The sequence below is a fragment of the Roseibium sp. R5 genome (genome assembly GCF_055755305.1).
Window position 1 is genome coordinate 651,969 of the sequence record NZ_CM146910.1, and the last position, 19,196, is coordinate 671,164.

Here is a 19,196-nt window from a genome sequence, read left to right on the forward strand (position 1 = left end):
TTGCAAGCATCCCGCATTCTTCGACGGCAATGTCATCGGATATAGGGCAGGTCATGAAATTGTTGGTGTTTCTGGGGTCGGTGCGACAGAGCACGCCGCCAAGGCCAGCGCGGCTCGGCGAGCGGGTGGCCACGGCCTGCGCGGCGCAACTCGTCCGGGCCGGGGCCGACGTCGAGATCATTGATCCGCTCAAATTCGAGCCGCAATCAGTATTCAAGCCGCATTTCGCCTATGTAGCCGGGCGGGCGCCAGAGGCGCTTGAAGCCTTGTCGGAAAAGATCAAAGGTGCGGACGGCTATGTGATGGTCTCGCCGGAATACAATCACTCCATGAGCCCAGCGCTTGCGGATCTACTCAATCATTTTGGCAGTTCCAGTTTTTCCTTCAAGCCGAGCGCGATTGCGACGTATTCCGCGGGTCAATGGGGCGGCGCGCGGGCGGCCGTCAACATGCGCACCTATTTGAGCGAGCTCGGCTGTCTTCCAGTTTCCGCCATGATCCATGTGCCGAAAGCACAGGACGTGTTTGATGAAAAAGGCCGTTACCTTGAAGGTGTCGATGCCGACAAATGGGACGGGTACATCGGGCGCACCCTGCACCAGCTGACCTGGTGGGCGGAGGCTGCAAGCCGCCAACGCCAGCAAGCGATTGCGACCAAGGCCTTTGACAAGGATCCCTCACAGCGCAACGCGCCTTAATTTTCGGATGGAACCGGCTGGGCTTGGCCGGTCACGCGCCTATATGCTGGTCAAGAAGGGCTTCCAACGCCATTGTTCAAGTGAATTGTCAGGAGATCGGCATGCTGCCCGCACTTCCCTATCAGGACTGGTCGGAAACGAAGGACACGCTGCATCTATTCTTGCAGATGATCGGCAAGATCCGCCTAAAGGCCCATCCGAAACTGAATCACTGGTGGCATGTGACGCTTTATCCCCACGTGCGCGGCCTGACGACCGGGCGCATTCCGTATGGCACCAGCGGCTTTGAAATTCTCTATGACATGCTTGATCACACAGTGACCATCAGCCGGAACGATGGCGAAAGCGCATCGTTTTCAGCGCCCGGTCTCACTGTTGCTGAATTTTATGAAGCGCTTTTCTCCCGACTTGAGCAGCTGGGCATCTCAGTGAAGATCGTTGCCGTTCCGTATGACAACAAATCTAAGGTGCCATTTCCGGAGGACACCGCACCGCGCGCTTACGACCGAAAGGCCGTTTCCGATTTCTGGCGGGCGCTCTGTTCAATTTCCAGCGTCTTTGAGACTTACCGCTCGGGATTTGTCGGCAAACAGACACCGGTTCAGCTCTACTGGCATTCCTTTGACCTGGTCGTGACCCGGTTCTCCGGGCGGGCACATCCTTTGGAAGGCGGCACACAGTCCGATCGCGAGGCCTACTCCCACGAGGTGATTTCAATTGGGTTCTGGCCCGGAGATGATAGCTTTCCCGAAGCCGCGTTTTATGGCTATGCCTATCCGGAACCGCAGGTAATGAACCAGATTAACCTGCAACCAGCTGACGCCTTCTGGGCTGAAAAGAACGGTGGTGCACTGGCGATCCTGACATACGAAGATGCCCGCAAGGCCGCCGATTCGGCGGCCGCAATCCTCTCATTCCTGAACAGTGTCTATGTCGGTGCGGCGGTCAAGGCCGATTGGCCAGTTGAGGATCTTGCGCATCAGCACAGCTGATTTCATCGCGATTACTTGTGATCTGACAAACACAGATCATGATCGCCGAAGGCTTTCAAAATGTTGCAATCGGCGGCCGGGTGCTCGCCGGTGCAGCTTGCGCTGATCCGGGCCAGTTCCTTTTCCAGTTTTTTCAAATGCGCAATGCGCGCGCGGATGGCTTGGAGTTGCTCAGCCGCAATTCGGTTTGCGTTGCTGCAAGGCTGGTCCGGATGAAGGCTGAGGTCAATCAGTTCCCGGATGGCCTCCATCGGCAAACCAAGATCCCGGCAGTGTTTTAAGAACCGAAGCCGGTCGAGATCCCGCGTTTGGTAACGCCGCTGATTGCCCTCTGTGCGTATCGGGGCCTCGATAAGCCCTTCTTTTTCATAGTAGCGGATTGTGGGAACCTTCACGCCTGTCGCCTTTGACAATTCTCCGATTGAAAAATCCATAAAACCCTCTTGAACCTCTAGCCGCTATAGGGATTACACAGAACCAAGAAATAAAAATCAAGGAGTTCAGTTCAATGTCCGGATGTTGCGGATCGAACGCAAAATTCGATGGGGTTTCCCAGGATTACAAACGGCGGCTGTGGCTGGTGATCGCCCTGAATGCGACCATGTTTGTCGTGGAAATGGCCGCCGGACATGCGGCGCGCTCCCAGGCACTACAAGCCGATGCGCTCGACTTTTTCGGCGATGCGATCACCTACGGAATTTCGCTGGCTGTTATCGGAGCATCTTTGAGAACCCGGGCAATCGCAGCGTTGTTCAAAGGCGGAAGCCTGTTGCTGATGGGTCTTTGGGTTGGCGGATCGACCGCTTACCAGATTCTTGTCCTTGGAACTCCAAAAGCTGAAATCATGGGAGCCATCGGGTTCCTGGCTTTGGCTGTAAACCTGATCAGTGTCCTGGTTCTGGTTCGCTACAAGGATGGTGATGCCAATGTCCGCTCGGTCTGGCTCTGCTCCCGCAACGATGCGATCGGCAACGTCGCGGTTATGCTGGCGGCACTTGGGGTTTGGGGAACGGCGACTGGTTGGCCGGATCTCATCGTCGCTGGTCTGATGGCGAGCCTCTTTGTCAACTCCGCAGTGCAGATCCTCAAACAGGCGATCGCAGAGTACAGGCAGACGGACACTGAGACCGGCTCGGACCACGAACATGGCACTGCACCTGATAGTGTTGTCCGCTAGGCATAAAAAAACCCGCTGCCATAGCAGCGGGTGCTTTGGAGCATTGAGTGCTGTCGTTTATTCCGCTGGCTCCTCAGTCTCAACTTCCGGAACTGTCATTTCCTGAAGGACTTGATCGCTGAGGTCATTGGTGGCGATGGAAATTTCGGTGTCGATCTCAGGCGCCACAGTCGTTTCGGCAACGGTCATGTCTTTCGCTTTTGCCGTTTTGCCCCAAGAGCAGGCATGGGCCGGGGCAAGTGCGAAAGTGCTGACCGCAAGGGCCGCGATACCAGTAGTTAATAGACGCATAGTCTGTTCCCTCTGTTTGCTCGTGCAATCCCTTTACGTGACCTAGCGTAACTCAGATCGAAGTGATCACCAAGAAAAACCTTCCAGCTGTTTATGCCAGAGTTAAGATCCGAACTATTTGCGGCGGAGATTGTAAACTTTTGTTTCGTTTGGCTCAGACAAGTCATTCAGGATATTGACGACACGGACATCGAGCAAATCCCCAAAGGCTTTTAAAGTCATATCCTTACTGCTTAAAAACCCGATCAACAGGACCCGCACGGCACCATCGGAGCGGAGTTCCCCCTTGGTCCATCCCCACTTGCAGTCACGGGGGATACAGGAGGTAAACGCCCGAGCGCGCACAAATACCTGTTCATTTTCGCATCGGCTTTCTACCTCAACCCGGCTGATTTCCTTGGGAGCTGCGTCCGGATTGACCCACACACCGTCCTCCGGAATCGGACAGTAAATTCTTTCGGTTCCTGATCCCGTTTGTGCCTGTGCAGGCAAAGAAAAGACCGCCAATCCGGCCACGAAAGCGACGGCTAAAAGCGTTCCTTGCATCCTGCTCCTCCGCTCCATGATGCGTTGCGCTTGCTTCAGTGCAAGACGGTGTTTATCACAGCGGCCTTGTCCGAAACGTTACCAGTCATCCCGTTTCACCCCACTCCATGATGCCGGGTCTGGCCTGCCAATCAAGTGGGATGCCATGCACAGTCTTAAAAGCCCGTCGCCTTAAAATTCCGGCGGTAGATTGCGCATTCAGACCATAGCTCGCGAAGACCCGACGGATAGCAGGTTCTGCAATGTTGACCGTCCACCTCCGGATCGGAACACAGAGTTAACTATCGCCGCGGATGCGCCTTGTCATAGGCGGCCAGCAAATGGGCGCTGTCAATCTCGGTATAGATCTGGGTGGATGCCAGGCTTGCGTGACCAAGCAATTCCTGAATGGTTCGCAAATCCCCCCCACCTGCGAGCAAATGCGTTGCAAAGGAATGGCGCAAGGCGTGGGGAGTTGCGGTTTCCGGAAGACCGAGTGCGCCGCGCAGTTTGGCCATGGACAGTTGGATCATCCGCGGGTTTAGCGGACCGCCGCGCGCCCCGAGAAACAACGGACCGTCTGGTGAGATCGCATAAGGGCAGAGCTTCACGTAGTAAGCCACCGCCTCACACACGGCCGGCAGGATTGGCACGATCCGCTCCTTGCGGCCTTTGCCGACAATTCGCATAGATTTCGTACCTGGCTGCGGGGCCATCTTTCCAGTCAGTGACAACGCTTCGGAAATGCGCAGTCCGCAACCATACAGCAGGGTCAGAACAGCTGCATTGCGCGCTTCCACCCAGGCCTCTGTTTCCATCGCGAGATCACCGCTGGTGATGTCGATGGCATCCTGTGCGGACAACGGCTTGGGCAACGAACGCGATTGACGCGGTGGTCGGACGGCATCCGAGGCAGCAGCGTTGATCTCTCCCCGGCGTTCCAGGAATTTCAGAAACGAGCGGATCCCAGCCAGGCCGCGTGCCAGCGAGCGGCTTTGGACCTTATTGCGGCGGCGCTGTGCCAAAAATCCGCGGAAATCCGCTGGGCGCAAGTCCGCAATATCTTTAACCCCCGGCGCACCACCCAAATGATCTGTCAGAAAGCGCAGGAACTGACGTAGATCCCGCTCATAAGCAATCATCGTCTTGTCGGACAAGCGCCGCTCATCGGACAAATGATCCAACCATTTGGCGATCCGATCATTGAGATCCGGTTTGGCTGTGACGAGCAGAGAATCGGCAGCGCTGTGAGACATGTCCCAAAACTAGTGACAACTTCCGAGCGTTTCGTTAATCCGCCAGCGGACTGCCCGGTTCAGTTGGAGAATTTCCCTTTAGAGCCAATCGCCGGTCCGCCGCAGATGGTCCAACTCCTTCAAAAACGCCTGCACTTTCGCCGAGCGGTGCAGATCAACATGGGTGACCATCCACATCATCGAGAGCCAATCCGGATCCGGGGGAACAATTTCGACCAGGTCCCCGCGTTCAAGAGCGGCCAAACGTGGCAGAAACCCAATTCCATTACCGCAGAGAACAGCTTCCGCCAGTGTGCCCATCGAGTTGGAACGGAATGCAATACACTCAGCCGGGACATTTTCGTGCAGCCAACGCTGGAACCCTGCCCTCGTGTTCGGATCCACGGTTCCGGCGAACCGGTGCTTTAGGAAGTCAGTTGCCCCGTTGGGCAGGCCGTGCCGGTCAATGTAGTTATGATGGGCGAACAGACCGATTTCAATTCGTTCAAACTCCCGAACCACATTGTCCGGGTTTTCCGGCCGGCCACCTGCACGAAACGCGACATGCGCCTCGCCATACTCCAGGCGCAGGAGGCTGTCGCTAACCATGAACCGGATGGTAAGGCCCGGGTGCTTGTCGCCAAAGGCGCGTAAGATCGGCATCAGGATTGGCGCATAGGTCGCTATGGACGTCACGATGAAGTCGCCCCTCAGCGCATCTCCCTGTCCTTGCGCTTTGCGATGTAATTCCTCGAACTGCTCGTCGGCGGTGTCCGCAATGCGAAGCAACTCACGCCCGAGATCGGTCGGCGTAAAGCCCTTTGCATGGCGCTGAAACAGTTTGCCGCCGATTGCCGCCTCTAGGGTGTCGACGTGGCGATTGATGGTCGCCCGGTGAACGCCTAGAGACTCGGCGGCAGCGCTTACCGTCCCCAAACGCGCAACACGCGCGGCTGTTCGAATTTCGGTCCAGTGCTGCATAGTCTTATGTCACATTTTCGCGCATTAGATGCGGATATCGATACCTTCAAAGCAAATATACAACATACTAGATTGGGTTCAACACGATGACAGTGGGACATCACCAAAGAGGTTGAGCCATGAATATCCTAGCATTCGCAGCAACAAACAGCCGCCAATCCATCAATAAGCAGGTGGTTCAGGCCGCAAGCGACATCATCACATCCGATTTGGATCCAAATGCGGAGATCGAGATCATCGATCTGAATGATTACGAGATGCCGATCTACAGCATTGACCGGGAAACCGAAGGCGGCATTCCGGAAGAGGCCAAGCGGTTCCATGAAAAAATTAGTGCCGCCGATGCTCTGATTGTTTCCTATGCCGAACACAACGGCACCTACACCGCCGCCTTCAAGAACGTGTTCGACTGGGCCTCCCGCATCAACATGAAGGTCTTTCAGGACAAGCCGCAAGTAGCTTTGTCCGCGTCCATGGGACCGGGCGGCGCTGCCAGCGTCCTGAAATCAGCGGTCGGGTCGGCGGGCTTCTTTGGTGCCGACATTCGGGGCAGCGTCTCGATCGGGCCGTTCAGCGAGAAGTTCGACACGGAAGCGGGCAAACTGGCCGATGAGAACCTGGAGCGCTCCTTGCGCGAAATCCTGTCGAATCTGGTATCTGCTGCGCAAGGCGCCAAGCGCGCCGCCTAAACATCTTCAGGACAAAAGTTAAAAAAACCCGGGCGCTTGCCCGGGCTTTTTGATTTCAAACTTTCCAGACCTCTTAGGAATGGATCGGCTTGGCGAATGCCCCCATGGCGGCTTCCTTGACGGCTTCCGACATGGTCGGGTGCGCATGACACGTACGGCCGAGGTCTTCCGCGGACCCGCCGAATTCCATGACAACGCAGGCTTCGTGGATCATTTCACCAGCACCGAAACCGACGATATGCACACCGAGCACCTGATCGGTCTTGGCGTCGGACAGAACCTTGGCAAAGCCGTCGGTCGCGTTCATGGCTCGCGCGCGGCCATTGGCCGTGAAGTTGAACTTACCGGTCTTGTACTCAACACCAGCCGCCTTCAACTCCTCTTCCGTCTTGCCGACAGAGGCGACTTCCGGCTGGGTGTAAACAACACCCGGAATGACGTCGTAGTTCACATGGCCAGCCTGGCCTGCGAGGATCTCGGCAACCGCAACACCTTCATCCTCGGCCTTGTGCGCGAGCATCGGTCCGACCACCACATCGCCGATTGCGTAGATGCCGTCGACATTGGTCTTGTAGTGATTGTCGATCTGAACCCGGCCACGGTCATCGACAACAACGCCGGCCTGATCAAGCCCAAGACCTTCCGTGTACGCACGGCGGCCAATGGCAACCAGGACGATATCGGCTTCAAGAACTTCCGCATCGCCGCCGGCTGCGGGCTCAACGGAAACCGCAAGGCCCTTGCCCTTCTTCTCAACGCCCGTGACCTTGGAAGACAGCTTGAAGGCCATGCCCTGTTTTTTCAGGATCCGCTGGAAGTTCTTGGAAATGTCGCCATCCATGGGCCCAAGGATCTTCGGCATGAACTCGACAACGGTGACTTCAGCGCCGAGACGATTCCAGACCGAGCCGAGCTCCAGACCGATCACACCGCCGCCGACAACGATCATTTTGCCTGGGACTTTTTCAAGGTCCAGCGCGCCGGTGGAGGAGACGATCTGCTTTTCGTCGATTTCCACGCCCGGCAACGGCATCACATCGGAGCCGGTGGCAATCACGATGTTCTTCGTTTCGATAACAGATGCCTTGCCGTCGTTGTCAGTGACTTCGACTTTGCCGCCACCCAGGATCTTGCCCATTCCGGCGTGGACGTCGATCTTGTTTTTCTTCATCAGGAACGAAATGCCGCTGACATTGGCGTCAACAACGTCGCTCTTGTGTTTCATCATGCCCGGCAGATCGAGTTTCGGCTTGGCAACCTTGATGCCGAGCTTCTCGAACCCGTGGCCCGCTTCATGGAACATTTCTGATGCGTGCAGCAGAGCCTTGGACGGGATACACCCGATGTTCAGACAGGTGCCGCCAAGGGTCGCTTCTTTTTCGACAACGGCTGTCTTCAGGCCGAGCTGAGCCGCCTTGATTGCGCAAACATAGCCGCCCGGGCCGGTTCCAATGACGACAAGATCATATTGGGACATTTGGGTCGCCTTAGCCTCTTTCTATCTATCCCTAACGGACACTTTTAAAACCGGTTGTCAGAACAGAAACCGGAGAATGAAATTCGAAGGTCTTGCAAAGACCTCATCACTGCTCTGCAAGCGCAAGGCGCAAGCCAAAACCTGCAAAAGCTGTCGCAACAGCACGGCGCATCCAGAGCATGACCGTATCACTGCGCAGCACCTTCTCCCCGACAAGGGCCGCAAACATGCCGTAGACGATGAACACCGCGAAGGTCATCGCCATGAACACACCGCCAAGCAAAGCCATATCCAGAGTTGGATTGGCCGCTTGCGGGCTGACAAACTGCGGCAGAAACGCCAAGAAAAACACGGTCAGTTTCGGGTTCAAGATATTGATCAAGAACCCGGTGCGAACCGTCGCCAGCATGCTTTTGCGGTTGGACTTGTCCGCCTTCAACTCCAGCGGACCGCTGTCTTTCAGCGTTTGCCAGGCAAGATAAAGCAGGTATGCCACGCCGGCATATTTGACCGCCGTAAAGACCAGCGCGCTGGTGTGCATCAGCGCGGCCAATCCGATGACAGACGCCAGGATTGCCGGGATGATGCCCAGCGTGCAGCCGAAGGCGGCAGCGATTGCCGCCTGCCGGCCTTTGCCCAGACCGACCGCCACCGTGTAGACGACCCCGGTTCCGGGGACCAGCACCACGATCAAAGCGGTGATCAAAAACTCCAGGCTCATTGTCCGGCTCCTTTGAGCATGACAGGAAGACTGGTCCGGATCAGAGATCCAGAACCAGACGCTGCGGATCTTCCAGGCTTTCCTTGACGCGCACCAGGAAGGTGACGGCTTCTTTGCCGTCGACGATCCGGTGGTCATAGGACAGGGCCAGATACATCATCGGGCGGATCACCACCTGACCGTTCACGGCCATCGGACGTTCCTGGATCTTGTGCATGCCCAGAATACCAGACTGCGGCGCATTCAGAATCGGCGAAGACATCAGCGAACCGTAGACACCGCCGTTGGAGATGGTGAAGGTCCCACCGGTCATGTCGGCCATACCGAGCTTGCCGTCCCGTGCCTTGCGGCCGAGGTTGCCGATTTCCTGTTCGATCTCGGCAATTGACATCTGGTCCGCATCCCGGACAACCGGAACTACCAGGCCTTTGTCCGTACCAACGGCAACACCGATGTGGGCAAAGTTCTTGTAGATGATGTCCGTGCCATCGATCTCGGCATTCACAGCCGGGATCTCTTTCAGCGCATGGGTTACAGCTTTTGTGAAGAAGCCCATGAAGCCGAGCTTCACGCCGTGTTTCTTCTCAAACAGATCCTTGTACTGCTTGCGCAGTTCCATGACCGGGCCCATGTCCACCTCATTGTAGGTGGTCAGCATAGCTGCGGTGTTTTGGGCGTCCTTCAGGCGGCGCGCGATGGTCTGGCGCAGCTTGGTCATGCGGACGCGCTCTTCGCGGACTTCGTCTTCGGCTGCAACCGGACCACGGGCAACAGCTGCCGGCGCCGGAGCAGAGGCCGATGTCGCACCGGAGGCGATGGCGTTGATGACGTCGCCCTTCAGGACCTGACTGCGTTTGCCAGAGCCGGCGACCTGATCACCAGAGAGATTGTTTTCCGCCATCATCTTGGCAGCAGACGGTGCCGGCGGCATGGAGGTGCCAGTGCTCTGTGCTGGAGTGGCAGCTGCTGGAGCCGGAGCACTTGCTGCAGCCGGGGCGGCGGCGGCAGCGCCTGCACCGGACGGATCGATCTGACAGAGCAGAACGCCCGGCTCGACGGTTGCGCCGGTTTCAGCCGCGATCTTGACAACGGTGCCTGCGACTGGAGCTGGAACTTCCTGAGCGGCCTTGTCGGTTTCCAGTTCGACAAGCGTGTCGTCCGCCTTGACGGTATCGCCAACCTTGACACTCCATTCGCCAACTTCAGCTTCGGTCACGCTTTCGCCCGCGCTCGGGGTGACAACGTCAACGAGCTCAGCTTTGGCCGCCGGAGCTTCTGTCTTGGCAGCAGCCGGCACGGAAGCCGCCGGTGCGGCAGCTGCAGCGCCTGCACCTTCTGCGATTTGACCAAGCAGAGCGCCAACCTCAACGGTGTCGCCTTCCTTGACCACGATGGATTCCAGTGTGCCGGATGCCGGTGCTGGAACTTCAACGGTTACCTTGTCCGTCTCCAGCTCGACCAGCGGCTCATCCTGATTGATGGCGTCGCCCGGTTTTTTGAACCACTGAGCAATGGTTGCCTCAGATACGGATTCCCCAAGCGTTGGGACGCGAATTTCGGTTGCCATGGTTGCCTTCTCTTAAATTTCCCAGGCCAATTTCGATGAAGGTGGCCACCGCCCCCTTCGTGATCAGTTTCCGAGTGCCTCTTCGAGGAATGCCTGCAGCTGGGCCAAATGCGCGGACATCAAACCCGTAGCCGTGGACGCCATTGCCGCGCGGCCTGCATAACGCGGGCGCTTGTGCTTGGCATCGATCTGCTCCAGAACCCACTCGATGTAAGGCTCGACGAAGAACCAGCTTCCCATGTTCTTCGGCTCTTCCTGGCACCAGACCATTTCCGCTTGCGGGAAACGGGCCAGCTCCATCATCAGAGCTTTTTTCGGGAATGGGTAGAGCTGCTCGATCCGGAACAAATAGATATCGTCGATGCCACGCTTCTCGCGCTCTTCGTAAAGGTCGTAGTAAACCTTTCCGGAACACATCACGACACGCTTGATCTTGTCGTCGGAAACCAGTTTGGTCTCGGCTGCCGGATTGGATTCCGCATCATCCCACAGCAAGCGGTGGAAGGTGCTGTCCGGTCCGAGTTCCGCGAGCTTTGAAACGGCCTTCTTGTGGCGGAGCAGCGACTTCGGCGTCATAAGGATCAATGGCTTACGAATGTCTCGGCACAGCTGGCGGCGCAGGATGTGGAAGTAGTTGGCCGGTGTCGTACAGTTCGCCACCTGCATGTTGTCTTCCGCGCACAACTGCAGGAACCGCTCGAGGCGTGCAGAGGAGTGCTCGGGTCCCTGGCCTTCGTAGCCGTGCGGCAACAGACAGACCAAACCCGACATGCGCAGCCATTTGCGCTCACCAGACGAAATGAACTGATCGAACAGAACCTGCGCACCGTTGGCGAAATCACCAAACTGCGCTTCCCACAAAGTGAGGGCACGAGGTTCAGCTAGCGAGTAGCCGTATTCGAAACCGAGCACCGCTTCTTCGGAGAGCATCGAGTTGATGACCTCGTAGCGCTGCTGGCCTTCCCCGACATGGTTCAGCGGAATGTAGCGGTTTTCGTTCTCCTGATCATAGAGCACGGAATGCCGCTGCGAAAACGTACCGCGCTCACAATCCTGACCGGACAACCGGATCGGATGACCTTCCTTGAGCAAGGTTGCAAACGCCATTGCTTCGGCGGTCGCCCAATCGATGCCCTCTCCAGTTTCGATCATTCGCTCGCGATTGTTCATGAAGCGGGCGATCGTGCGGTGCGCGTTGAAGTCGTCCGGGATTTTGGTCAGCTTGCGACCGATGTCTTTCAGCTCATCGATTGCCACACCGGTTTCACCGCGACGAGGATCTTCTTCATCATCCGCACGCTTCATGCCGGCCCATTTGCCGTCCAGCCAATCGGCCTTATTCGGTTTGAATGCTTGACCGGAGTCAAACTCACCATCCAGGTGCTTGCGCCAGTCGGCCTTCATTTGGTCGACTTCCTCCTGGCTCATCACACCTTCCTTGATCAGCCGATCGGAATACAGCTGCAAAGTGGTCTGATGTTTGCGGATCTTGCGGTACATGATCGGCTGGGTGAATGCTGGCTCGTCACCCTCGTTGTGACCAAACCGGCGATAGCAGATCATGTCGATGACCACCGGACGACCGAAAGTCTGCCGGTATTCAATCGCGATTTTGGCGGCAAAGACAACGGCTTCCGGATCATCCGCATTCACGTGGAAAATCGGTGATTCAATAACTTTCGCCATGTCCGACGGATACGGTGACGAACGCGAGAAACGCGGGTTGGTCGTAAAGCCGATCTGGTTGTTGATGATCACATGGATCGAACCACCGGTGCGGTGACCACGCAGTGCGGACAGGCCGAAACACTCAGCAACCACACCCTGACCGGCAAAGGCCGCGTCCCCGTGGAGCAGAAGGGGAAGAACGGTGCCGCGTTCGACTTCTGTTGTTTCAACAAACGTCCCGTCTTCCTTGGCCGCCAGCTGGTCCTGCTTGGCCCGCGCCTTACCCAGAACGACCGGGTTTACGATCTCGAGGTGGGACGGGTTGGCTGTCAAAGACAGGTGGACGTTGTTGCCGTCAAAGTCGCGGTCGGAAGACGCGCCGAGGTGATACTTCACATCGCCCGAACCTTCCACGTCATCCGGCGCATAAGAGCCGCCCTTGAACTCGTGGAATACGGCGCGGTGCGGTTTCGCCATCACCTGGGTCAGCACGTTGAGGCGTCCGCGGTGGGCCATCCCAAGGACAATGTCCTTGAGGCCCATCTGACCGCCGCGCTTGATGATCTGTTCAAGCGCCGGGATCAGTGCTTCACCGCCATCGAGGCCGAAACGTTTTGTGCCGGTGTATTTGACGTCCAGAAACTTTTCGAAACCTTCGGCTTCAACAAGTTTGTTGAGAATCGCCTTCTTGCCTTCGGAGGTGAAAGCAACTTGCTTGTCCGGACCCTCAATGCGCTCCTGCAACCACGACTTTGCTGCCGGATCAGAAATATGCATGAACTCAACGCCCAGCGTCGAGCAATAGGTCCGCTTCAGGATGTCCAGCATCTCGCGAATGGTTGCATATTCCAAACCCAGGACATGGTCGATGAAGATCCTGCGATCCCAATCGGCTTCGGTGAAGCCGTAAGATGAGGGGTGCAGCTCTTCGTGATCGCCGGGTGTCGCGAGTTGCAGCGGATCAAGATCTGCGTGCAAGTGACCGCGCATGCGGTAGGCCCGGATCATCATCAGCGCACGGACGGAGTCGCGTGTTGCCTGATGCACCTCTGCATCCGACATCGGTGTGCCGGTCGTATCCGCTTTCTGTTTGAGCTTGGTTTCGAGCTTCTGCTCGATTGGCGCCCAATTGCCGTCAAACGCGTTGACGAGGTCGCCACTGGCTTCCAGCGGCCAGTCTTTCCGTTTCCAGGGCGCGCCGCGGGCTTCTTTCAAAACCGCGTCTTTTTCATCCTGGAATGCCGCGAAGAAATCCCGCCACTCCGGATCAACCGAATTGGGATCAGTCTTATAGCTGGCGTAGAGGTCTTCGATATAGGCTGCGTTGGCGCCGTAAAGCAACGACGTCAGTGCGAATACGTTGTTCGCTTCCTGCCGTGCCATGTTCACTCAGCGGAGGGCTTCTCCGCCCTTATTCTTTGGCGAGCCAAAAAACTGGCCCGCGGCCGGTTCCCTACAAAGACCGATGCGCACCACCGGCCCCTCGAAATATTGGGTGTTTACCCAAAGGTCACGGCACGTTGCCGCGCCGTAACCTATCCTTTCACCATGCAGCAGGAAACGTAAACAGTTTCCGTAATCCGCAGTGGATTTTCTTTTGTATTTAGCCCTTCAACACTTCGAGAAGTGTTTCACCGAGCTTCGCCGGGGACGGAGACACCTTGATACCGGCCTCTTCCATCGCGGCGATCTTGTCTTCAGCACCGCCTTTGCCACCGGAGATCACAGCACCTGCGTGACCCATGGTGCGGCCCGGAGGCGCCGTGCGGCCCGCAATGAAGCCAGCCATAGGCTTCTTGCGGCCTTTCTTGGCTTCGTCCTTCAGGAACTGAGCCGCTTCTTCTTCCGCAGAGCCACCGATTTCACCGATCATGATGATCGACTGTGTTTCGTCGTCGGCCAGGAACATTTCTAGGACGTCGATGAACTCGGTGCCTTTGACCGGGTCGCCGCCGATGCCGACAGCCGTTGTCTGGCCGAGGCCTGCGTTGGAGGTCTGGAAGACCGCCTCGTAGGTAAGTGTGCCGGAGCGCGATACAACACCCACGGAACCCTTCTTGAAGATGGAGCCCGGCATGATACCGATCTTGCACTCTTCAGGGGTCAGGATACCCGGGCAGTTCGGGCCGAGAAGACGGGACTTGGATTTATCCAGCTTCGCCTTGACCTTGACCATGTCGGCAACCGGAATGCCTTCGGTGATGCAGACGATGAACGGGACTTCCGCATCGATCGCTTCGATGATCGCTGCGCCCGCGCCTGCCGGCGGAACGTAGATCACGGAGGCGTCAGCACCGGTTGCTTCCTTTGCCTCACCTACGGAAGCAAAGATCGGCAGCTCTGCGGCGCCTTCGACGCCAGCAGACCATTTTTCACCACCCTTTTTCGGGTGCACACCGGCCACCATCTTGGTGCCGTAGTACTCAAGAGCCTGTTCCGTGTGGAACGTGCCGGTCTTGCCGGTCAGGCCCTGAACGATAACTTTCGTGTCTTTATTGACGAGGATCGACATTTACGCGCCCCCCTTAACGGCTTTCACGATTTTCTGGGCGGCGTCGTCGAGATCGTCAGCGGCGATCACGTTCATTCCGCTTTCGGAAATGATCTTCTTGCCGAGTTCAACGTTCGTGCCTTCAAGGCGCACAACGAGCGGAACCTGCAGACCGACTTCGGTCACAGCGGCGAGAACGCCTTCCGCGATGATGTCGCAGCGCATGATGCCGCCGAAGATGTTGACCAGGATGCCTTTGACGTTCGGATCAGACGTGATGATCTTAAATGCAGCCGTCACCTTCTCCTTGGTCGCACCACCACCAACATCGAGGAAGTTGGCAGGCTCTGCACCGTAGAGCTTGATGATATCCATGGTCGCCATGGCAAGGCCGGCGCCGTTGACCATGCAGCCAATGTCACCGTCGAGAGCAACGTATGCGAGATCGTATTTGGACGCTTCAATTTCCTTGGCGTCTTCTTCGGTCTCGTCGCGCAGGGCCATGATATCGTCGTGGCGGAACAGCGCGTTGCCATCGAAGGACACTTTGGCATCGAGAACACGCAGGTGGCCGTCCTTCATGACGATCAGCGGATTCACTTCCAGAAGCGCCATGTCTTTTTCGACAAACGCCTTGTGCAGGATCGGGAAGAGCTTGAAGCCGTCTTCGCGTGCCGCGCCGGTCAATTCGAGCGCATCGCAAAGCTTGGCAGCATCCGCCTCAGTGACACCCGTATCCGGATCAATCGGAAGCGTGATGATCTTTTCCGGGGTCTCTTCGGCCACAGCTTCAATGTCCATGCCGCCTTCGGTGGACACAACGAATGCCGGACGGCCGACGGTGCGGTCAACGAGGATGGAGAGGTAAAGCTCACGCTCAATGTCCGCGCCATCTTCGATGTAGAGACGGTTGACAACCTTGCCAGCTTCCCCGGTCTGGGCCGTCACCAGCGTGTTGCCAAGCATTTCCGCTGCATGCGCTTTCACTTCGTCCAAAGAGAAGGCGAGGCGGACACCGCCCTTGGCATCTGCATCCAATTCCTTGAACTTGCCCTTGCCGCGGCCACCAGCGTGGATCTGGGATTTGACGACCCAAAGCGGGCCCGGCAGGCTTTTGGCAGCGGCTTCTGCTTCATCAGCAGAAAAGATCGCAACGCCCTCGGCCACTGGTGCACCGAATTCCTTCAGCACGGCCTTGGCCTGGTATTCATGAATGTTCATGTGTTTCCCCCGTTGTCGGAGGACCGCCCCAACACGGGGCGGCCGCTAAAACTCGTCGGCAGGCGCTTTCTTATGCGAGCGCCGGCTGGATCTTTTTGCAGGCCTCAACCAGGCCATCGACAGACGCGACCGACTTTTCAAAGCCGGCTTTTTCGTCGCCCTGCAGGTCGATTTCGATGACGCGCTCAACACCCTCTGCGCCGATCACCACCGGAACGCCGACATAGGTATCTTTCAGGCCATACTGACCGTCGAGGGCAGCTGCACATGGCAGAACGCGTTTCTTGTCCTTCAGGTAGCTCTCAGCCATCTGGATCGCGGACGCTGCCGGTGCGTAAAAAGCGGAACCGGTTTTCAGGAGGCCAACGATCTCTGCGCCACCGTCACGGGTGCGCTGAACGATCTCTTCGAGACGCTCGGCTGTGCACCAGCCCATTTTCACCAGATCGGTGAGCGGGATGCCTGCAACGGTGGAATAACGGGTCAGCGGCACCATGGTGTCGCCGTGGCCGCCAAGGACGAATGCGGTGACGTCTTCAACGGAAACATTGAACTCGTCAGCAAGGAAGTAACGGAAGCGGGCGCTGTCCAGAACGCCAGCCATGCCGACGACTTTGTTTTTCGGCAGGCCGGAGAACTTCTGCAGAGCCCAGACCATCGCGTCGAGCGGGTTGGTGATGCAGATGACGAACGCGTTTGGAGCGTATTTGGCAATACCTGCGCCGACCTGCTCCATGACCTTGAGGTTAATTTCCAGAAGATCGTCGCGGCTCATGCCCGGCTTGCGCGGCACGCCTGCGGTAACGATGACAACGTCGGAGCCTTCGATGGCTTCGTAGGTATTGGTTCCTGCCAGCTTGGCATCAAACCCGTCGACCGGAGAGGACTCTGCGAGATCTAGTGCCTTGCCTTGCGGCATGCCTTCCGCGATGTCGAAGAGAACGATGTCCCCCAGTTCCTTCAAGCCTGCCAGGTGAGCGAGCGTGCCGCCAATCTGACCCGAGCCGATCAAGGCAATCTTGTTCCGCGCCATATCGAAAGTTTCCCTTTACGTAAGATGGAACTCCATGCCATCCGCCGATGACTGACGATGGCACTACTCCCTTTGTTCCGCCCGCGCAACCTCGCCAGAAGTATATTGCGCCAGCAAAACCAAATTTTTTCATTTATTCCCGCACACATTCCTCCCCTATAGGGAATGCGTACCTATGCGTGTCTTTCACGCCGTTCACCCGCCAGATAGGCTTCAGACCGCATTTCGATCAAACGCGACGCCGTCCGGTCGAATTCAAAGGCCTCCGTTCCGTCTGTCGACACGTAAAGATCGGCTGGTTCAGCCGCAGCGGAGATGATCAGTTTGATGCCGTTATCGTAAAGCGTATCAATAAGTGTGATAAATCGCTTGGCTTCATTGCGCCGGGCTTTCGACAGGACCGGCACACCGTCCAGAAACAGTGTGCTGTAGGCATGCGCAATACGCAGGTAATCACTTGCTCCAAGCGGCTGCGTACACAAATCGTCAAACGTGAACCGCGCCGCGCCGGCTGCCGTGCAGGGAACCGGGATCTTCCGGCCCTTGTTTTCGAGCTCTTCCTTGTGCGGCGGCATACCGTGAGTCAGACGCAGCCAGAGATCGTCCATCTGAACGCTCGCCTCATCCCCAAGCGGCGTCAAATAGACGGGAGATCCTGCAAGTTTTTCAAGCCGGTAATCGGTCGGCGAATCCAAATGCAAGACACTGACCTTGGACTTTAAGAGCGAGATAAATGGCGTGAAAAGCTGCCGGTTCAAACCATCCTTGTAGAGGAGGTCCGGGTTCACATTCGAAGTGGCAACAACGATGACCCCCAACTCGAACAGCTGCGTGAACAGTCGTCCCAGGATCATCGCATCGGCGATGTCGGTGACGGAAAACTCGTCGAAGAGGAGCAGCCGGGTCTCTTCGGCGATTTGTGCCGCCACGGGCGGGATCGGATCGTCGCCTTTTACTTCGCCCCGCTTGTGCGCCTGCCGGTGCGCATGGATCCGTTCATGCACATCGGCCATGAATTCATGAAAATGCACACGCCGTTTGCGGCGGATCACGGTGACCTCATAGAAGAGGTCCATCAGCATGGTTTTGCCCCGACCGACTCCGCCCCACATATATAGCCCCTGAACGGAGGCCCAGAGCTGGTTCTTTTTCTTGGCAAACAGCCAGCCAAGCGAGCTCTTCTTAGAAGCTAGCCGTGTCTCGCCAAGTCGGGTGTTAAGAAGATCAAGATGCCGGACTGCCTCGCGCTGAACGGGGTCCTCAGAAATATCACCGGATGCGACAAGCGCATCGTAGCGGGCGCCCAAGGCGCGGTTTACCGGCAATTCCAGCTTCAAGTGCGGCGCTCCATCCTGAAAGTTCATGGAGGGTAAGGCGGGACCTTTTGGGGGCGGGGATACTGTCAAAACGTCGCAGATGCAAGCTATCAAAAAGCGTTACGGCACTTCTGACATGACACGTTTGCGGGACTGCCAATTGGAACCTCGCAAAACTAGTTGTGCGTTTAAATCAATTAAAACTCCCGATCTCTGGCATTCGTCAGCCAACGACTTGAGATCGAAACAAAAAATCCTCTCCAGCAGGCGCTGGAGAGGACCACCCTGAGAAATTTTGGAGGAAGTGGTCAGGGTGCGGCGGCCCCGTCAAACCTGCAAAAGCTTGCTCGTCCGGCCAGATTGAAGCTCTTGCACGTAAAGGAGTTGCGCCACGAGATGACATTCAGTTTTGTCATCCATTTTGGCTTTGCGGCCGCGCCCATCGGTGAGCAACCAAGCATTTCCAGATTTCACAACATCGCACTCAATGGGCTGCTTGGGGTCAAAACCGGACTTGTTGATGAGTTTGAGTGCCGGCAAATCTTCATCAGACCCGGACATGCCCTTCATCTCCAAACGAAGAGCACGGTACAGTTTGTGGATCGATTGCGTTGCAATGATCACTGTCCTGACCTCTTCCCCATCCATGGCGGCGAAACGGACGACGCCCGCATCCCTCGGGATCGTTGAATTTGAACAGGGTGTCTTTTGAACGTCACCAAGGGTCGTCCACTCGGTCCGCAGGGTCACGGTCGCCGGCTGCCGCAAGGAAGCCATTTCCCGGGTCAAGCGCTTTTCAGCAGCGCGCTGAGGGTTTCGAACATCCTTTTGCGCGCGTTGGCTCTGGGCTGCGATGTTGGTTCCACCGATCCGGAGGCGCCGGAAAATGATGACGTCCCGGTTCAGGTCCGTCCGCTCGACACGCCATCCAGCATCCAGCCAAGCATTTTGATGCACCAGACTACCGCCGGAATTGGCCCACCAGGTGCGATGCTCTCTGGCACTGCGCGGCAGGTTTGATCCGATGATCTCCTCGACCTCGTCCAGCTTCGCGGCCCACACCACGTCGTCCATTCTGGCCAAGTGTTCCCGCAAAGGTTCATATTTTGACATT

18 protein-coding genes are annotated in these 19,196 nt (G+C 57.1%); 4 read left to right on the forward strand and 14 right to left on the reverse strand.

Features of this window, described 5'->3' with window-relative positions; all coding sequences use genetic code 11:
- Positions 1–53: 53 nt before the first annotated feature.
- On the forward strand, positions 54–698 hold the full coding sequence (locus AC0J4F_RS03035; RefSeq protein WP_473025363.1) for an NADPH-dependent FMN reductase: 645 nt from the start codon (positions 54–56) through the stop codon (positions 696–698).
- Between the two features lie 101 nt (positions 699–799).
- The gene (locus AC0J4F_RS03040) at positions 800–1,690 is read left to right on the forward strand and encodes a DUF5996 family protein (RefSeq protein ID WP_473025364.1); all 891 of its coding nucleotides are present in this window, start codon (positions 800–802) and stop codon (positions 1,688–1,690) included.
- 11 nt (positions 1,691–1,701) lie between these two features.
- Here the strand turns inward: AC0J4F_RS03040 and AC0J4F_RS03045 are convergent, their stop codons facing one another.
- Positions 1,702–2,124, reverse strand: a complete 423-nt coding sequence (locus AC0J4F_RS03045) for a MerR family transcriptional regulator (RefSeq protein WP_473025365.1) — start codon at positions 2,122–2,124, stop codon at positions 1,702–1,704.
- Positions 2,125–2,198: 74 nt separating this feature from the next.
- Between AC0J4F_RS03045 and AC0J4F_RS03050 the strand changes: the two genes are divergently transcribed.
- Positions 2,199–2,867, forward strand: coding sequence for a cation efflux transmembrane domain-containing protein (locus AC0J4F_RS03050; protein WP_473025366.1), 669 nt, complete (start codon positions 2,199–2,201; stop codon positions 2,865–2,867).
- 57 nt (positions 2,868–2,924) lie between these two features.
- Here the strand turns inward: AC0J4F_RS03050 and AC0J4F_RS03055 are convergent, their stop codons facing one another.
- The 4 genes from AC0J4F_RS03055 to AC0J4F_RS03070 all read right to left on the reverse strand — a co-directional run bounded on the left by AC0J4F_RS03055 (position 2,925) and on the right by AC0J4F_RS03070 (position 5,899).
- The gene (locus tag AC0J4F_RS03055; protein WP_133949161.1) at positions 2,925–3,158 is read right to left on the reverse strand and encodes a hypothetical protein; all 234 of its coding nucleotides are present in this window, start codon (positions 3,156–3,158) and stop codon (positions 2,925–2,927) included.
- Between the two features lie 114 nt (positions 3,159–3,272).
- Positions 3,273–3,704, reverse strand: a complete 432-nt coding sequence (locus AC0J4F_RS03060) for a serine/threonine protein kinase (protein WP_473025367.1) — start codon at positions 3,702–3,704, stop codon at positions 3,273–3,275.
- Between the two features lie 281 nt (positions 3,705–3,985).
- Entirely contained in the window at positions 3,986–4,939 is a 954-nt protein-coding gene (locus AC0J4F_RS03065; RefSeq protein WP_473025368.1) for a tyrosine recombinase XerC, read from the reverse strand.
- A gap of 78 nt (positions 4,940–5,017) precedes the next feature.
- A complete protein-coding gene (locus AC0J4F_RS03070; RefSeq protein WP_473025369.1) occupies positions 5,018–5,899 on the reverse strand; it encodes a LysR family transcriptional regulator in 882 nt (293 codons plus the stop codon).
- A gap of 119 nt (positions 5,900–6,018) precedes the next feature.
- On the opposite strand from AC0J4F_RS03070, the gene AC0J4F_RS03075 reads away from it, so the two are divergent.
- Positions 6,019–6,588 carry an NADPH-dependent FMN reductase gene (locus AC0J4F_RS03075; protein WP_473025370.1) on the forward strand — a complete coding sequence of 190 codons (570 nt, stop codon included), beginning with the start codon at positions 6,019–6,021 and terminating at the stop codon, positions 6,586–6,588.
- Positions 6,589–6,661: 73 nt separating this feature from the next.
- On the opposite strand, the gene lpdA is transcribed toward AC0J4F_RS03075, so the two are convergent.
- The 9 genes from lpdA to AC0J4F_RS03120 form a co-directional block, all read right to left on the reverse strand.
- On the reverse strand, positions 6,662–8,065 hold the full coding sequence (gene lpdA / locus AC0J4F_RS03080) for a dihydrolipoyl dehydrogenase (protein ID WP_473025371.1): 1,404 nt from the start codon (positions 8,063–8,065) through the stop codon (positions 6,662–6,664).
- Positions 8,066–8,171: 106 nt separating this feature from the next.
- Positions 8,172–8,786, reverse strand: a complete 615-nt coding sequence (locus tag AC0J4F_RS03085; protein ID WP_133949170.1) for a LysE family translocator — start codon at positions 8,784–8,786, stop codon at positions 8,172–8,174.
- 40 nt (positions 8,787–8,826) lie between these two features.
- Positions 8,827–10,353: a 2-oxoglutarate dehydrogenase complex dihydrolipoyllysine-residue succinyltransferase gene (gene odhB / locus AC0J4F_RS03090; protein ID WP_473025372.1), complete on the reverse strand. Its 1,527-nt coding sequence runs from the start codon at positions 10,351–10,353 to the stop codon at positions 8,827–8,829.
- Between the two features lie 63 nt (positions 10,354–10,416).
- Positions 10,417–13,404, reverse strand: coding sequence for a 2-oxoglutarate dehydrogenase E1 component (locus AC0J4F_RS03095; protein ID WP_133949174.1), 2,988 nt, complete (start codon positions 13,402–13,404; stop codon positions 10,417–10,419).
- 220 nt (positions 13,405–13,624) lie between these two features.
- Positions 13,625–14,533: a succinate--CoA ligase subunit alpha gene (gene sucD, locus AC0J4F_RS03100; protein ID WP_473025373.1), complete on the reverse strand. Its 909-nt coding sequence runs from the start codon at positions 14,531–14,533 to the stop codon at positions 13,625–13,627.
- Positions 14,534–15,733 (reverse strand): ADP-forming succinate--CoA ligase subunit beta, encoded by a 1,200-nt coding sequence (gene sucC, locus AC0J4F_RS03105; protein WP_133949177.1) that lies wholly within the window; start codon positions 15,731–15,733, stop codon positions 14,534–14,536. It lies immediately after the preceding gene.
- 70 nt (positions 15,734–15,803) lie between these two features.
- On the reverse strand, positions 15,804–16,766 hold the full coding sequence (mdh, locus tag AC0J4F_RS03110) for a malate dehydrogenase (protein ID WP_133949179.1): 963 nt from the start codon (positions 16,764–16,766) through the stop codon (positions 15,804–15,806).
- 173 nt (positions 16,767–16,939) lie between these two features.
- Positions 16,940–18,130, reverse strand: a complete 1,191-nt coding sequence (zapE, locus tag AC0J4F_RS03115) for a cell division protein ZapE (protein WP_473025374.1) — start codon at positions 18,128–18,130, stop codon at positions 16,940–16,942.
- A gap of 279 nt (positions 18,131–18,409) precedes the next feature.
- On the reverse strand, positions 18,410–19,195 hold the full coding sequence (locus AC0J4F_RS03120) for a DUF7662 domain-containing protein (RefSeq protein ID WP_133949183.1): 786 nt from the start codon (positions 19,193–19,195) through the stop codon (positions 18,410–18,412).
- Position 19,196 lies beyond the last annotated feature (1 nt).

Bases quoted from the DNA above. Each gene is read 5' to 3' on its own strand.
- AC0J4F_RS03035 (WP_473025363.1), top strand. From the start codon at position 54: ATGAAATTGTTGGTGTTTCTGGGGTCGGTGCGACAGAGCACGCCGCCA.
- AC0J4F_RS03040 (WP_473025364.1), top strand. From the start codon at position 800: ATGCTGCCCGCACTTCCCTATCAGGACTGGTCGGAAACGAAGGACACG.
- AC0J4F_RS03045 (WP_473025365.1), bottom strand. From the start codon at position 2,124: ATGGATTTTTCAATCGGAGAATTGTCAAAGGCGACAGGCGTGAAGGTT.
- AC0J4F_RS03050 (WP_473025366.1), top strand. From the start codon at position 2,199: ATGTCCGGATGTTGCGGATCGAACGCAAAATTCGATGGGGTTTCCCAG.
- AC0J4F_RS03055 (WP_133949161.1), bottom strand. From the start codon at position 3,158: ATGCGTCTATTAACTACTGGTATCGCGGCCCTTGCGGTCAGCACTTTC.
- AC0J4F_RS03060 (WP_473025367.1), bottom strand. From the start codon at position 3,704: ATGCAAGGAACGCTTTTAGCCGTCGCTTTCGTGGCCGGATTGGCGGTC.
- AC0J4F_RS03065 (WP_473025368.1), bottom strand. From the start codon at position 4,939: ATGTCTCACAGCGCTGCCGATTCTCTGCTCGTCACAGCCAAACCGGAT.
- AC0J4F_RS03070 (WP_473025369.1), bottom strand. From the start codon at position 5,899: ATGCAGCACTGGACCGAAATTCGAACAGCCGCGCGTGTTGCGCGTTTG.
- AC0J4F_RS03075 (WP_473025370.1), top strand. From the start codon at position 6,019: ATGAATATCCTAGCATTCGCAGCAACAAACAGCCGCCAATCCATCAAT.
- lpdA (WP_473025371.1), bottom strand. From the start codon at position 8,065: ATGTCCCAATATGATCTTGTCGTCATTGGAACCGGCCCGGGCGGCTAT.
- AC0J4F_RS03085 (WP_133949170.1), bottom strand. From the start codon at position 8,786: ATGAGCCTGGAGTTTTTGATCACCGCTTTGATCGTGGTGCTGGTCCCC.
- odhB (WP_473025372.1), bottom strand. From the start codon at position 10,353: ATGGCAACCGAAATTCGCGTCCCAACGCTTGGGGAATCCGTATCTGAG.
- AC0J4F_RS03095 (WP_133949174.1), bottom strand. From the start codon at position 13,404: ATGGCACGGCAGGAAGCGAACAACGTATTCGCACTGACGTCGTTGCTT.
- sucD (WP_473025373.1), bottom strand. From the start codon at position 14,533: ATGTCGATCCTCGTCAATAAAGACACGAAAGTTATCGTTCAGGGCCTG.
- sucC (WP_133949177.1), bottom strand. From the start codon at position 15,733: ATGAACATTCATGAATACCAGGCCAAGGCCGTGCTGAAGGAATTCGGT.
- mdh (WP_133949179.1), bottom strand. From the start codon at position 16,766: ATGGCGCGGAACAAGATTGCCTTGATCGGCTCGGGTCAGATTGGCGGC.
- zapE (WP_473025374.1), bottom strand. From the start codon at position 18,130: ATGAACTTTCAGGATGGAGCGCCGCACTTGAAGCTGGAATTGCCGGTA.
- AC0J4F_RS03120 (WP_133949183.1), bottom strand. From the start codon at position 19,195: ATGTCAAAATATGAACCTTTGCGGGAACACTTGGCCAGAATGGACGAC.